Genomic DNA, 13,611 nt, shown 5'->3' with positions numbered 1-13,611 from the left:
CACCGACGCTGCCGGATGACGAACGCCTCCGCAACCCCGGAGGGGCGCGGAGGCGCATTCCGAGGCGGCCGATCAGGGCCGCTTCATGTTGCAGGTGGTCGGAAGCATGGTCTGGGCGGTATCGATCTTGGAGACGATGTGCCAGCCCCAGCCGGTGTTCTCCTCGTCGAACGGCTCCTTGGTCTTGTCGGCCAGCGAGCCGAACGAGGAGATGTAGATCGGCTGGAAGAACTGGTGATCGTCCTTGCGCATGAAGCCCTCGCCGCCGTCGAACACCTCGAACTTCAAGTCTTCGAGCGCGGCCGCGACCTTCACCGGGTCGATCGAGTTGGCTTTCTCGGCGGCTGCCTTGAACATCCGCATCTCGTTCACCGCGCGCGGATACCACACGGAAATGCCGGTCTTGGCGCGGAAGTCCTTCTCGAAATCCATCGCCGCCTTGTTGCCGGAGTTCGGCACGCCTTCGCTGATCTGGAACACCTGGTTCTCGAGGCCGGTCTGCTTGATCGCGGTCGGTCCGCCGGCGCCGCCGGCATAATAGGTGTACCAGTTGACCTTGAGGCCGGCGTCGGCCGCGGCCTTCAGCAGCAGTGCGAAGTCCTGGCCCCAATTGCCGGTCACGACGGTGTCGGCACCAGACGCCTTGATCTTGGCGATGTAGGGCGAGAAGTCGGTGACCTTGAGCATCGGATGCAGCTCGTCCCCGACGATCTGGATATCCGACCGCTTTTCGCCCAGCATCTTGCGCGCCGTTGATCGCACCGACTGGCCGAACGAGTAGTCCATGTTGATCAGATAGACCTTCTTGATCGACGCCTGGCCCTTCATATAGTTGGTCAGCGCTTCCATCTTGATGTCCGAGTTCGCATCCCAGCGGAAATGCCAGTAGCTGCACTTCTCGTTGGTCATGCTCGGATCGACCGCGGCGTAGTTGAAGTAGAGCACTTCCTTGCCGGGGTTGCGCGAATTGTTCTTGGTGACGAAGTCTTCCAGCGCAGCGCCGACCGACGAGCCGTTGCCCTGGGTGATGTAGCGGACGCCGGCGTCGACCGCCTTCTGCGCCTGCACCAGGCCTTCCTGCGGATTGGTCTTGTTGTCGAGCGGAACGATCTCGACCTTGTGGCCGAGGATGCCGCCCTTGGCGTTCAATTCGTCGGCGAGATACTGGAACGTCTTCAGGCCGCCTTCGCCAACGCTGGCGCCGCCGCCGGAGAGCGGATCGATGTAGCCGATCTTGATGGATTCCTGCGCGGACGCCGCGCCTCCCAACACCGTCAGTGCTGCCGTGGCAGCAACGATCAGCTTACGCATCCTGCTTTCTCCCTTGCTCGTGTTTCTTGATCTTCAGCGATCGAAGCCGTCTCTTAGCCTCAATTGCCGAGCCTTCGCAACTTTCGCTTTGAATACTGCGTCAAGTTTTCGCGCGAGGTATTATAATGTTATAGGCTATAAATGTTTCGAGATGCCGCGAGATCCGGCGCAGATTTGAACCGCAAGTAAACTTTTGGATGAGGCGTTCGGCAGTTCGTTTGGAACCTATGCCGTCCGACGTCCGCCAGACGAGCCGGCGGCATTATAGCGGCGGGACGCGAATTGGCGATTCAACCCCGCCGGCGCGGCTTGAGGCCCGAGAGGAAGAGCCGCGCGAAGTGATCGGCGATCTCGACGGCAGACCAATCACGCCTGATCTTGAACCAGATCGGATACCAATGCCCCATGCCGGTTAAAATCCGCTCGGCGAAATATCTGTCGATGCGACGGAAGCGGCCCTCGTCGATCCAGCGTTGATAGCTGTCCTGGTCTCGCCGGATCGTCGCCAGCACCTGTCGGACATATTCCTTCCGGTCCACGTCGTTGAGATAGTTGATGTTGTGATAGGTCGCCTTCGGTCCGCAGGGCGTGTCGTGCAGCATCAGCAGCAGGCGGATCCGCTGAACGGTGTGTTCGAAGGCGCCGAGGCTGTGCTCCTGCAGGTGCTCGTGAATGGCGATTTCGCCGGCGAGCCCGCGTCGCAGGCAAGCCAGCAGCAGGCTCTCCTTTTCACTGAAGTGATAGTAGATCCCGGCGCGGGTCATGCCCGCATCCGCGGCGATGCTCTCGAGCGACGTGCCCGACACGCCCCTGCGGTTGAAGCTGTCGGAGGCGATCGACAGCATCCTGTCGAACTTCGCAGCCCGCTTGTTCAGCCTCGCGCGGGCCTCGAGGAACGGCGCAAGGCTGAGCGGTTCGGGCATCTCGGGAACCGCGATCTCGCGCCGGTACACGCCGTGCGTGATGATGTCGTCGATGGCGTCGATCGCCTGCTGGCGCGTGTAGTAGTCGCGTTCGGACAGCCAGAACGGCACCCAGTCCAGGATGGAGATTAGCGCCACCGCGGTCAGCAGCGGCTCGTCGCAGGCGACCGAGCCGTCCGCCACGCCGCGTTCCAGGATGTCCGCCAGCCGCGCGGCGTTCTGCCAGCGCCTGGCATGGACCTCGCTGCTATAGGGCGCGGCGAGCGCATCGATATCGGTGAACAGGATCATGCGCTGGCCTTCGGGCCGCAGCCTGCCGCGCACGAAGCGCCTGATGATCTCGAGCCCGTCGATGCCGGGCTCGGCGGCGGCTTCGATCTCGTGCCGATAGATCGCCAGTCCCCGCAGATAGCAGTGGAAGATCAAATCTTCCTTGTCGCGGAAATAGTGGTACAGCGCGCCCGGCACGGCCCGAACCGACGCCGCGACCTGCTCCATCGTCACGTTCGCATAGGAGTGGCGGGCAAACAGCCGGGAAGCTGAGACGAGGATTTCCTCAGCCCGGTCCGTTACATCGGCGGCGACTTGCAAGCTCGAATGCCCTTCCTGAACGCGGCACGAAAATCCGCACGTGAGATAATCCCCTTGGCAGCCGCTTGTCGATCTGCGATAGACCGTGGCATACCATACACCAGCGGTCTTTTGGAGAGAACATGGCGCGCAACATTCTGATCCTTGGAGCTTCCTACGGCTCCCTGCTGGGGACCAAGCTTTTGATGGCGGGGCACAACGTGTCGCTGGTGTGCCGCAAGAACACCGCCGACCTGATCAACCGCGAGGGCACCGAGGTTCGCATCAAGCTGCGTGATGAGAAGGAGCATCGCTCGATCTTCTCGCGCGACCTGCCGGGCAAGCTCGACGCCGTCACGCCCGCCGACGTCGACGTGTCGCGCTACGACATGGTCGGCCTTGCGATGCAGGAGCCGCAATACACCAACCACACCGTTCGCGTGCTGATGATCAAGATCGCGGCGGCGAAGCTGCCCTGCCTCTCGATCATGAACATGCCGCCGCTGCCCTATCTGAAGCGGATCCCCGCGCTCGCCGGCATGGACCTCGAGGAGGCCTACACCAACGCCCAGGTGTGGGAGCGCTTCGAGCCGGGCCTCGTCACGCTGTGCTCGCCCGATCCACAGGCGTTCCGTCCGCCGGAGGAGAAGGCCAACGTGCTGCATGTCGGCCTGCCGACCAACTTCAAGGCCGCCGTGTTCGCCGACGACAAGCACAACAAGGTGCTGCGCGAGCTCGAGGCCGACATCGACGCGGTGACGCTCGACGGCCAGGACGTGCCGGTGAAGCTGAAAGTGTTCGACTCGCTGTTCGTGCCGCTGGCGAAGTGGTCGATGCTGCTGACCGGCAATTACCGCTGCATCACGCCGACTGAGCCGCAATCGATCCGCGACGCCGTGCACGGCGACCTCACGCGCTCGCAGGCGATCTACGATCATGTCGACGGCATCGCGCGCAAGCTCGGCGCCGACCCGGCGGACCAGGTGCCGTTCGCGAAATACGCCAAGGCGGCCGAAAGTCTGCTCAAGCCGTCATCGGCGGCCCGCGCGGTCGCCGCCGGCGCGCCGTTCATCGAGCGCGTCGACCTCTTGGTGAAGTTGATCTCGCACCAACTCGGTAACCCCAGCGCAGAGATCGACCGCACGGTCGAGACCGTCGATCAGAAGCTGAACGAGAGGATCGTGCAGGGCGGCTCCGGCGCGGAGTAGCCGCGTTGATGGCGAGGGCATCACGATATCGACGGAACGTAAGGTGAGCACGCCAGTCGGGCTCCCTCCTCCGCAAGGGGGGAGGGAGCCCGACTGCTGGTGGCTCCCTTACGCGGTGCGTGTCGAGGATCGCGATGCTGCGCCGTCAGTCCTGATGCGTAACGGCCAAAATCGTCACCGACCGCGTCTGGTGGCTCGGCGTCTGGAAATCGATGGTTTGACCGACCGACAATCCGATCAATGCGGCGCCGACCGGCGTCAGCACCGAGATGCGGCGGAGCGCGATGTCGGCTTCGTGCGGATACACCAGCACGACTTCCCTGACGTCGCCGGTCTCGTCGTCGCGGTAGCGCACACGTGAGCCCATGCGGACCACGTCGTGCAGGTCGGCATCGTCGGCGACGACCTGGGCGCGGTCGGTCTCGCGGGCGAGGAACTGGGCCACGCGCGGAAACACCGCCATGCTGGAATCGGCCAGCGCGCTGAGGCGATGCGCCTCGCTCGCGGTGATCACGATCGGCGGCAAGGCCGCGGCGGAAAAGCGGTTCTGAATGCTCTGGGGCATGTCGGTTTGACCTTGCGGTTGATCGAAGGCGCAACAGCGCCGGCGCGCGAATACTTCGCGCGACACGACGGATTGAAATGGTGTTGATGACGTCTAAGGAATCCGGACGGCGCGCGATCGCCGGCCGGCTAATTGCCTGCGTGCAGACGTCCGGCGCGCAATCCGAGGCGCGCAATGCGGGTGTCGATGCTCAGCATGTCGATCATGGCAGCATCAACATAGCCGCTCGTGCCGTCGCATCCATTGCGGCGAAAGCGCGCACGCGCCGCACGTCAGGGCTGGCCGATGCCGGTGAGGCCGAGCGCAGCACCTGCGGCGAGCGCGAGCAGCGGATGGATGCGGGTCGTGGTGGTGGCGATCGCGACGCTGGCCGCGATCAGGATCGTGCCCCAGCTCGAGGCAGAGGCGTGGGTTATGATGATGGCGCTGGCGGTGACGAGGCCGGCGGTGACTGGGACCAGCCCGGCCTGCACGGTGCGCCGCCAGGGTCGGTCCTTGAAGCGCTCCCAGAGCCGCAGTGCAAAGCCGGTGACCAGCGACGACGGACCGAACTTGGCGAGCGAGGTCACCAGCACGCCGGAGAAGCCCGCGACATGCCAGCCGACCAGCGGCACCACCATCATGTTCGGCCCGGGCGCGGCCTGCGCCAGCGCGAAAAGCGCGCCGAATTCCTGCGCCGTCATCCAGTGATGGATGTCGACCACCTGACGCTGCATCTCGGGCAGGATGGTGTTGCCGCCGCCGAAGGCCAGTAGGGAGAGCTCGGCGAAGATCAGTGCGAGCGTGACGAGGGTTGCAGTCATGATGCCTGCCTCGCGCGCAGCAAGATGCTGAGCGGCGCCAGTGTCAGCAGCGTCGGCAGCAGCGGCAGCCGGAGCACCGCGATCGCGAGCACGCAGAGCGCGCCGATGACGAGGCCGAGCACATCGCGGCGCAGCGGCCAGGCGATCTTGATCGCGGTGGAGATCAAAAGCCCGGCTGCGGCTGCGGCGAGGCCGCCGAACAGATGGCGCACGACGAGGTCGTCGGCGAAACGGGCGTAGATCATGCCAAGGCCGATCACGACGGCGGTCGGCACCGCGATCAGCCCGATGATCGAGGCGAAGGCGCCGGGAATGCCGCGAAACTTCAGCCCGACCGCGACCGACATGTTGATGATGTTGCCGCCGGGCAGGAACTGGCAGAGCCCGAGCAGGTCGGTGAACTCGGCGCCGGTGAGCCAGCCGCGCTTCTCCACCATCATGTGGCGCGCCAAGGGCAGCACGCCGCCGAAGCCGGTCAGTCCGAGGATGAAGAAGCCCGCGAACAACTCGCCGATATCGGGCGCCTCGTGCTTGGTGGTGAGGGTGGCGGGGGCTGCATCCATCGGCGCGTCGGCTCCGTTTCTTGTCGTGTTCGACCCGAACCTAGTTTGCGATGCTCCAAATATCAAATATATGGATCATTGAATTATCATATCTGCTGTATATGGATCGGTCCTATGATCGAGCTGCGCCATCTCCGCTATGCCGTCGCGGTCGCCGAGGAAGGCCATATCACCCGCGCTGCCGCTCGCCTCGGCATCCAGCAGCCGCCGCTGAGCCAGCAGATCCGGGCGCTGGAGGCCGCGATCGGCGCGCCGCTGTTTCGCCGGCAGCCGCGCGGGGTCGAACTGACAGCCGCCGGCCGCGCCTTCGTGGAGAAGGCACGCGCGATCCTGCGCGACACCGACCTCGCCGTGGAAGCCGCGCGCCGCGCCAGCCGCGGCCAGGAGGGCCAGCTTGCGATCGGCTTCACCTCGTCGGCGGCCTTCCATCCCTTCGTCACCGGCGTGATGCGCGAAATGCGCGAGCGCGCGCCGGCGATCAGATTGTCGCTGGAGGAGGCCTCGACCGGCGAGCTGATCGAAGCCGTCGAGGCGGACCGGCTCGATGCGGCGTTCGTGCGCTCGCCGAGCGAGCGGCTGGAGAATCTCACGATCACGCATCTGCTCGACGAGGAGATGCTGGTCGCGTTGCCCGACCATCATGCGCGCGCCCGCAAGGACACGCGGCGCCGGATTTCGCTGGCTTCGCTCGCCGACGAGCCGCTGATCCTCTACCGCCGCCCGACCGGGCCGGGCCTCTACGACAGCATCATCGCCGCCTGCCGCGCGGCGGGCTTCAGCCCGAAGGTCGCGCAGGAGGCGACGCGGATGGTGTCGACGCTCAGCCTCGTCGCCGCCGGGCTCGGGATTTCGATCGTGCCGGAATCGATGGCGCGGCTCGAGACCGCAGGCGTCTCCTATCTCCGCCTCGACCGTGCCACGGGCCTGGTCGCCCCGCTCGCGCTGGCGCGCAAGAAAGGCCCCGCCGGCGGCACGCTCGGCCGCCTGCTCGCCATCGTGACGCGGCGGGTCAAGGACCGCGCCGAAACTTAGCGCGCTGCGCCGTCACGCCCCCATGGGGTTGAAGGCCGGTCCGGACCGTTGCCGCGGGATACGCACGCCGCGCCCGGCCAGATCACGCAACTGCACGAACATCATCGCAGTCATCAATGCGTCGTTGAAGGCATCATGCTGTCCAAGCGGCGGAATGCCGAGATCGCGCAGGATCGCGGCGAAGGAGAGGTCGATCGACGTGTTGGGAGGCGCGCCGCCATATTTGCGTTCGTAGTAGAGCCGTGAAACCTCGATGCGGTCGTTGGGCAGCTCGATTCCCACCAGCGGAAGGACGTACTTGTCCAGCATGGCGATGTCGAAGTCGACATAGTAGCCGACCAGCGGGCGCGGACCGATAAAGCGCAGGAAACTCGGCAGGACCTTCCAGACGATCGGCGCTGCCTCGACGTCGGACCGGCGCAGGCGGTGGATCTTGATGGATTCCGCGCCCATCTCGCTGTCGGGGTGGATCACGACTTCGAAATGCTCGCTGGTCAGAATCCGATTGCCGCGGATCTTGATTGCAGCAATGGCCACGACGTCGTCCTTGCGCACGTTGAGACCGGTGGTCTCGCAATCGATCACGACAAACTCGTCGTCCGGAGCCCGGCCGAACATGAAGCGATACGACTGGTCGCTCAGGGTCGCCTGATGCAGCAGCCGCTTGATCGCACGGGGCAGCATTTTAGAACATGCCGAGTTTGAAATGATGGCGGACAATGTCGCGGAATTGCTTGACCACCTGGAGCGCGTCGCGCAGCAGGTGGCGTTCAATGCTGGACAGCTGTGCCGGTCTCACCAAGGTCCCCGATACGCCCGCGGATGCGGCGAGTTGCCCGTCGAGCCGAAGCGTCAGCAGGAAGCGGAAGGCCTGATTCAAATCGCGTCCGAGGTCGGTTCGCAGTACGCCCAGCTCGCATAGCCGCGCGATCCGCTTGTCGGTGGAGGTCTCGCGCAGGCCCTGTTCGAGCGCCAGGCTGCGGACGCCGTGCACGACGGGAAAGATGCCGCCTTTCTTGAGGTCAAGTGCGTCTCCCGTGCCCTCGGAGGTAATCAGGTTGTTGAACAGGCCGATCGGGGTTTCAAAGGCGTCGATTGCGCGGGCGAAGTGGGCGAGGAACGCCTGTTCGCCCCGGACCATGTCGATCAGCGCCGCCTTGGCGCTGTCGAGCAGTTGCGCGTTCCCCGCGATCGCCTGCGCGTCATAGATGATCGCCACGTTCATATGCGCGGTCTGGTCGGGAAGCACGATCCATCGGCGGAAATCCGCGAGATAGTCCGAGAGCGGCTTCGACCACGCCGGATTGCGCACCATGATCTCGCCGGGACAGGGCGGAAAGCCGAAGCTCTCCAGAGTCGTGGAGAATTCGCTGCGGAACGGCTGAAGGATTTCGCTTCGGACCGGACCGGCCAGGATAAGGCCGTTGTCCTGGTCGGTGCGTGTGGTCTGCTCGCCGCGTCCCTCGCTGCCCATGACGATCAGACAGCCGCTGGTTCGCAACTCGGCAGGCGCGATCATTTCGAACAGTCTGGACAGCAGGCGCCGGTTGAGGTCGGAGGCGATCTCCGCGATCACCTCCACCTTGACGCCCTGTCTTCGCAGTGCCCGCGTTTGCGCCTCGATCTCGCGCGCAGCGATCGCCAGATCCTGCGGGCTGGAGGCGCGATCGATGCGGCCGGCGACGACCTGGGCGCTGCTTGCCAGGAATCCGAGAAGGTCGATGTCTTCGAGAATGCCGACGAACTGTTCGCCATCGCGCACGGCAAGGCGCCGCTTGTTGTACTTCGTCATGAGCAGCAGCGCCGAGGAGACGAAATCGTCCGGCCTGACCGACACGATGTCGAAATTGGCAAACTCGCCGACCGGCGTTTCGATCGGCTTACGCCGTAACACCGCGGCCTTGGACAGGTTCATGCCCGTGATGATGCCGATCCGCTCGCCACTGCGCACGAACAGCGCGTTGCTGTCGATCTTGTGCATCAGGTGACCGGCAGCTTCAATCGTGTCGCTCGCAGCCACCAATGCCGGAGGATGGAGGAACAGCTCGCTGACCTTGGCGTGCATCAGCGAGCCGTAACGTTTCGCTTCCTCGTCGTTGGCGAGTTCATCGAGCTTCCGGGAGATGTCGCGGTAGAAGAATGCTGCAAATCGTGGGTTGGCCCTGATCAGGTTGAGCGCGACGGCCCTGGGGATCACGTAGCAAAGCGTTTCGTCGCGGGCGAGAAACTGATGCTCGCTCTCGCCGTGAACCAGCGCGCGGCTGTCGAAAGTGTCCTTGGGGCCGAGCAATGCGAGCAGGGCGGCCTCGCTGCGCTCCTCGACTGTGCCCTTGATCACGACATAGAGCGCGTCGGCCGGGGCGTCGCTGCCGATGATCGTCTCACCCGGACTGAAGTATACGATATCGAGCGACGCCCGCAACGTCTCGCCCTCGTGCGGCGTCAGACGATCGAACGGCGGGTTGCTGATGTCGAATGCCTTGGGCATTGCGGTCTTCCGGGGATGCGGACAGCGTGGACGACCTGACGGTTGACCTTGGAAAGGCGGCACCGGCCGGTCCACGCGACCCGTCCGGTGCCGAAGCGCGGTTGTTCAAGCCTGCTCTAGTGCGTCGTCGCCGAGGCTGCTCCGATGCCGGTCTGGCTGCGGACATATTGTGCATCGAAGCCGCTACGGTCGATCGCGCCGCGCTTGCTGCGATCCAGTGTGGAGACCAGCCAGATGCCGGCAAATGCCAGCGCCATCGAGAACAGCGCCGGATTGTCCAGCTTGACCGGTGCCGATCCCTTGGCGAATCCCAAGGTCACCTCCCAGACCGCCGGCGAGAGAACGACGCCGACGACGGCACTGATCAGGCCCAGGAATCCGCCGATCAGCGCGCCCCGCGTCGTCAGTCCTTTCCAGAAGATCGACATCACGAGCACCGGGAAATTGCAGGATGCCGCAATGGCGAAGGCGAGGCCCACCATGAAGGCGACATTCTGGTTCTCGAACACGATACCGAGGAAAATCGCCAGTACGCCAAGCACCAGCGTCGCGACCTTCGAGACGCGAATCTCATCCTGCTCGTTGGCATTGCCGCCCTTGATCACCATGCCATAGAGGTCGTGGCTGATGGATGATGCCCCGGCGAGGGCCAACCCCGACACCACCGCGAGGATGGTGGCGAAGGCGACGGCGGAAATGAAGCCAAGAAACAGGTTGCCGCCGACGGCGTTGGCGAGGTGAATCGCCGCCATGTTGGAGCCGCCCTTGATTGCCGCGATTCCGCTCTTGGTCTTCTCGAGGATGCTCCCGTCCAGGAACATCGCGTCGGTCGACACCAGGGTGATCGCGCCGAAGCCGATGATGAAGGTCAGGATATAGAAATAGCCGATGAAGCCGGTGGCGTAGAACACCGATTTGCGCGCGGCCTGGGCGTCCTTGACGGTGAAGAAGCGCATCAGGATGTGAGGCAGCCCTGCCGTTCCGAACATCAGCGCCAGGCCCAGCGAGATTGCCGACAGCGGATTGGAAATCAGGCTGCCGGGCTCCATGATCGCGAGCTTCTTGGGATGCACTTGGGTTGCCTTGGCGAACAGCGCTTCCGGGCTGAAGCCGTATTTATAGAGGACGGCTCCGGCCATGAACGTCGCGCCCGAGAGCAGCAGCACCGCCTTGATGATCTGCACCCATGTCGTCGCCTTCATGCCGCCGAACGTCACGTAGACCATCATCAGGCCGCCGACCAGGACGACTGCGATCCAGTAGTCGAGGCCGAACAGCAACTGGATCAGCTTGCCGGCCCCGACCATCTGGGCGATCAGATAGAACGCGACGGTCACCAGCGAGCCGCATGCCGCCAGGATGCGGATGTCGGTTTGCCCGAGCCGAAACGACGTCACGTCGGCAAAGGTGAACTTGCCGAGGTTGCGCAGCTGCTCGGCGATCAGGAAGGTGACGATCGGCCATCCCACCAGCCAGCCGACCGAGTAGATCAGGCCGTCGTAACCCGAGGTGTAGACGAGGCCCGAGATGCCAAGGAACGAGGCCGCAGACATATAGTCGCCGGCGATCGCAAGGCCATTCTGAAAGCCGGTGATTCCGCCGCCTGCGGAATAGAAGTCGGCCGCCGATGCGGTCCGCTTTGCGGCCCAATAGGTGATGACGAGCGTGAGGCCGACAAATCCGACGAACATGCCGATCGCCGCCCAGTTGATCGCCTGCTTGGCGCCGCCCTCGACGGTACCCGCTGCAAGAGCGAGCGTGGGCACGCTCGCGAGCAGGATTGCCAGCAACCAGGAGAGCTTTTTCATCAGCGGTTCTCCTCGATGATCTTGCGAATGAGTCCGTCATAGCTGGAGTTCGCCCGGCGCACATAGATGCCGGTCAGCACGAAGGCGAGCACGATGACGGACAGTCCGATCGGTATGCCGATCGTTGTCACGCCGCTGCCGAGCGGTGTGCCGAGAAACTTGGGAGCGTAGGCGATCAGCAGGATGAAGCCGAAATAGACGATCAGCATCATCAGCGACAGCATCCAACCGAGCGACGAACGCCGGCGCACGAGCTCCTGGTAGTTCGGATCGCGTTCGATCCCTGCGAGATTGTTGCTCACATCATGATCCCTGGTGTTCTTCCCGTTGAGACAGCCCCTTGGCCGGGGTACTCGGGCTCTATTGCGCTGTCCGCGCTGCAGCCTCCATGATCCAGATCAAAAAAAGTCGGCCTTATCGGAGGGAACGGGTCGCCGGCCGCGCCATCGGTGTTGCGCGAAATGGCCGGAAATCGCCGCCGGCTCGGCTGCCACGTTCGAATGGCGCGGAATGTGGGGACTTTGGCGGGACCGGATTGCGTCGCGGGGCTAGATCACGCGCATCGAACCCGCTTGATGTTCGGCTGATGGCATCAGCTCAGCTTCGGAAACTGCGCGGGTTCAATCATCACAGTGAAAGGCAGTTCCCATGACACGTTTTCCTGTCCATACGCTCGATACCGCCCCGGAAGCCTCGAAGCCCTCGCTGCGCGACGCCGAGGCGCGATTTGGCATGATCCCCAACCTTGCGGCGGCGATGGCGACGTCGCCCGTGCTGATCCAGAGCTTCATCGGCATCTTCGACAAGGTCCATGGCGGCAGTTTCGCCGAGCCGCAGATCCAGACCGTGCTGCTCACCGACGCGGTGACCAATCGCTGTAGCTGGGCGGTCGCACTGCATTCCGTGCTCGGCTTGCAGGCCGGTCTCGATCCGGCCGACGTCGAGGCGATGCGGGCCGGACGCTCGCCTGCGGACAAGCAGCTCGGCGCGCTCTCGACGCTGGCACGGACATTGATCGAAAAGCGCGGGCGGCTCGACGAGCAGGACACCGAGACGTTCCTGGCGGCCGGGTTCAGCAAGGAGCTGCTGCTCGAGGTGATCACCATCGTGGCGGCGTCGACCATCACGAACTACACCGGCAGCGTGACCAATCCGCCGCTGGAAGCGGGGTTGCAGGCGCATGCCTGGAACGGCTGAGTATCAGACATTGCGCGCCGGCCATGCGCGCTCGCTTCACCTCTCCCCATTGGGGAGAGGTGAACTTCCGCTGCCGATCCAGGTTCGACCCAATTCCATCATGCCTGGCCCGCAAACCTCGCGCGGTAGTCCTGCGGCGTGGTGGCCAGCAATCGCAGGAAGCTGCGGCGCATGGTCTCCTCGGAGCCGAAGCCGCAGCGTTGGGCGATCCGCTTGATCGGCAGCCGCGTCTCCGAGAGCAGGTGCCGGGCACCCTCGACCCTCAGGCGCTCGATCGCGCGCGCCGGCGTCAACCCAGTCGCCTCGGCATAGTGCCGGCTGAAGCTGCGCTCGCTCATGCCGGCCTGGTTCGCCAATGTGGGAAGCGAGAGATCGTCGGCCAGATGGCTGCTGATCCAGTCATGCAGCGCGCTGAACCTGTCGTCGGCCGTTTGCAGCGACAGGATCTCGCTGAATTGCGCCTGCCCGCCGGGCCGCTTGAGAAACACCACCAGATAGCGCGCGACGGCAAGCGCCGCCGCGCGGCCGAGATCATCCTCGACCAGCGCCAAAGCGAGATCGATGCCCGACGTGACGCCGGCCGATGTCCAGAACGTTCCGTCGCGCACGAAGATCGGATCGGACTCGACCCGGACGTCGGGAAAGCGCGCGGCGAGCTCTTCCCAAAATCCCCAATGTGTCACGGCGCGACGGCCGTCGAGCGCGCCTGACGCGGCGAGCAGGAACGCGCCGGTGCAGACCGATGCGGTGCGGCGGGCGTCTGCGCTACGCTTGCGCACCCAATCCACCAGGATGCGATCGGACGATGCGGCGTTGACGCCATCGCCGCCAGGAATCACCAGCGTGTCGACCGCGGTACCGATGGCGGGTAACGGATGCACCGCGATCCCAACGCCGGCCGACGCCTCGACCGTCGGGCCGTCCTTGGCAACGACGCGGACGTCGTAGGGCTCGGCGTTGCCTGCCCTGGCCGTCAGCGCGTTGGCCGACGCGAACACCTGCAACGGCCCGGTGACGTCGAGCAGTTGCACCGCTGGATAGGCCAGCACTTCGATCACGCGCCGGTTGCTTGGCGGAGAATGTGGGGGCTTTGGCGTCATCGCCGAAGCGTGCCGCGCTAGGTTTGCTTTGTCCATAGTGCAA

Annotated in this window: 13 protein-coding genes; 3 read left to right on the top strand and 10 right to left on the bottom strand. The window is 64.4% G+C overall.

What is annotated here, in order from left to right:
* Positions 1-72: 72 nt before the first annotated feature.
* Both ACTUWL_RS10595 and ACTUWL_RS10590 read right to left on the bottom strand, forming a co-directional pair.
* Complete coding sequence (locus tag ACTUWL_RS10595; protein WP_021078463.1) at positions 73-1,311, bottom strand: branched-chain amino acid ABC transporter substrate-binding protein; 1,239 nt, start codon at positions 1,309-1,311, stop codon at positions 73-75.
* Positions 1,312-1,601: 290 nt separating this feature from the next.
* Entirely contained in the window at positions 1,602-2,825 is a 1,224-nt protein-coding gene (locus ACTUWL_RS10590) for a TetR/AcrR family transcriptional regulator (RefSeq protein WP_021078462.1), read from the bottom strand.
* A 122-nt stretch (positions 2,826-2,947) separates the two neighbouring features.
* On the opposite strand from ACTUWL_RS10590, the gene ACTUWL_RS10585 reads away from it, so the two are divergent.
* Positions 2,948-4,012, top strand: coding sequence for a ketopantoate reductase family protein (locus tag ACTUWL_RS10585; protein WP_021078461.1), 1,065 nt, complete (start codon positions 2,948-2,950; stop codon positions 4,010-4,012).
* 145 nt (positions 4,013-4,157) lie between these two features.
* On the opposite strand, the gene rnk is transcribed toward ACTUWL_RS10585, so the two are convergent.
* From rnk to ACTUWL_RS10570, 3 genes are all read right to left on the bottom strand, one after another.
* Positions 4,158-4,577 carry a nucleoside diphosphate kinase regulator gene (gene rnk, locus ACTUWL_RS10580; RefSeq protein ID WP_021078460.1) on the bottom strand — a complete coding sequence of 140 codons (420 nt, stop codon included), beginning with the start codon at positions 4,575-4,577 and terminating at the stop codon, positions 4,158-4,160.
* Between the two features lie 272 nt (positions 4,578-4,849).
* The gene (locus ACTUWL_RS10575) at positions 4,850-5,380 is read right to left on the bottom strand and encodes a chromate transporter (protein ID WP_021078459.1); all 531 of its coding nucleotides are present in this window, start codon (positions 5,378-5,380) and stop codon (positions 4,850-4,852) included.
* Complete coding sequence (locus tag ACTUWL_RS10570) at positions 5,377-5,943, bottom strand: chromate transporter (protein ID WP_021078458.1); 567 nt, start codon at positions 5,941-5,943, stop codon at positions 5,377-5,379. Before ACTUWL_RS10570 ends, ACTUWL_RS10575 begins: the two co-directional genes overlap by 4 nt.
* Positions 5,944-6,060: 117 nt before the next feature.
* On the opposite strand from ACTUWL_RS10570, the gene ACTUWL_RS10565 reads away from it, so the two are divergent.
* The gene (locus ACTUWL_RS10565; RefSeq protein WP_373010817.1) at positions 6,061-6,975 is read left to right on the top strand and encodes a LysR family transcriptional regulator; all 915 of its coding nucleotides are present in this window, start codon (positions 6,061-6,063) and stop codon (positions 6,973-6,975) included.
* Between the two features lie 12 nt (positions 6,976-6,987).
* On the opposite strand, the gene ACTUWL_RS10560 is transcribed toward ACTUWL_RS10565, so the two are convergent.
* The 4 genes from ACTUWL_RS10560 to ACTUWL_RS10545 all read right to left on the bottom strand — a co-directional run bounded on the left by ACTUWL_RS10560 (position 6,988) and on the right by ACTUWL_RS10545 (position 11,573).
* Entirely contained in the window at positions 6,988-7,695 is a 708-nt protein-coding gene (locus ACTUWL_RS10560) for a 3'-5' exonuclease (protein ID WP_291736628.1), read from the bottom strand.
* Entirely contained in the window at positions 7,661-9,463 is a 1,803-nt protein-coding gene (locus tag ACTUWL_RS10555) for a putative nucleotidyltransferase substrate binding domain-containing protein (RefSeq protein ID WP_021078455.1), read from the bottom strand. The genes ACTUWL_RS10560 and ACTUWL_RS10555 overlap by 35 nt, the downstream gene beginning before the upstream one ends.
* A 116-nt stretch (positions 9,464-9,579) precedes the next feature.
* On the bottom strand, positions 9,580-11,271 hold the full coding sequence (locus ACTUWL_RS10550; RefSeq protein WP_021078454.1) for a cation acetate symporter: 1,692 nt from the start codon (positions 11,269-11,271) through the stop codon (positions 9,580-9,582).
* The gene (locus ACTUWL_RS10545; protein ID WP_021078453.1) at positions 11,271-11,573 is read right to left on the bottom strand and encodes a DUF485 domain-containing protein; all 303 of its coding nucleotides are present in this window, start codon (positions 11,571-11,573) and stop codon (positions 11,271-11,273) included. The genes ACTUWL_RS10550 and ACTUWL_RS10545 overlap by 1 nt, the downstream gene beginning before the upstream one ends.
* A gap of 346 nt (positions 11,574-11,919) precedes the next feature.
* Here ACTUWL_RS10545 and ACTUWL_RS10540 point away from each other — a divergent pair, with 346 nt between their 5' ends.
* Complete coding sequence (locus ACTUWL_RS10540) at positions 11,920-12,468, top strand: carboxymuconolactone decarboxylase family protein (RefSeq protein ID WP_021078452.1); 549 nt, start codon at positions 11,920-11,922, stop codon at positions 12,466-12,468.
* Between the two features lie 98 nt (positions 12,469-12,566).
* On the opposite strand, the gene ACTUWL_RS10535 is transcribed toward ACTUWL_RS10540, so the two are convergent.
* The gene (locus ACTUWL_RS10535) at positions 12,567-13,523 is read right to left on the bottom strand and encodes a GlxA family transcriptional regulator (protein WP_035651052.1); all 957 of its coding nucleotides are present in this window, start codon (positions 13,521-13,523) and stop codon (positions 12,567-12,569) included.
* Between the last annotated feature and the right edge of the window lie 88 nt (positions 13,524-13,611).

The organism is Bradyrhizobium sp. WCU1 (assembly GCF_053474805.1).
This window is presented reverse-complemented; position numbering and strand designations above follow the sequence as displayed.

Bases quoted from the DNA above. Each gene is read 5' to 3' on its own strand.
- ACTUWL_RS10595 (WP_021078463.1), bottom strand. From the start codon at position 1,311: ATGCGTAAGCTGATCGTTGCTGCCACGGCAGCACTGACGGTGTTGGGA.
- ACTUWL_RS10585 (WP_021078461.1), top strand. From the start codon at position 2,948: ATGGCGCGCAACATTCTGATCCTTGGAGCTTCCTACGGCTCCCTGCTG.
- rnk (WP_021078460.1), bottom strand. From the start codon at position 4,577: ATGCCCCAGAGCATTCAGAACCGCTTTTCCGCCGCGGCCTTGCCGCCG.
- ACTUWL_RS10575 (WP_021078459.1), bottom strand. From the start codon at position 5,380: ATGACTGCAACCCTCGTCACGCTCGCACTGATCTTCGCCGAGCTCTCC.
- ACTUWL_RS10570 (WP_021078458.1), bottom strand. From the start codon at position 5,943: ATGGATGCAGCCCCCGCCACCCTCACCACCAAGCACGAGGCGCCCGAT.
- ACTUWL_RS10555 (WP_021078455.1), bottom strand. From the start codon at position 9,463: ATGCCCAAGGCATTCGACATCAGCAACCCGCCGTTCGATCGTCTGACG.
- ACTUWL_RS10550 (WP_021078454.1), bottom strand. From the start codon at position 11,271: ATGAAAAAGCTCTCCTGGTTGCTGGCAATCCTGCTCGCGAGCGTGCCC.
- ACTUWL_RS10540 (WP_021078452.1), top strand. From the start codon at position 11,920: ATGACACGTTTTCCTGTCCATACGCTCGATACCGCCCCGGAAGCCTCG.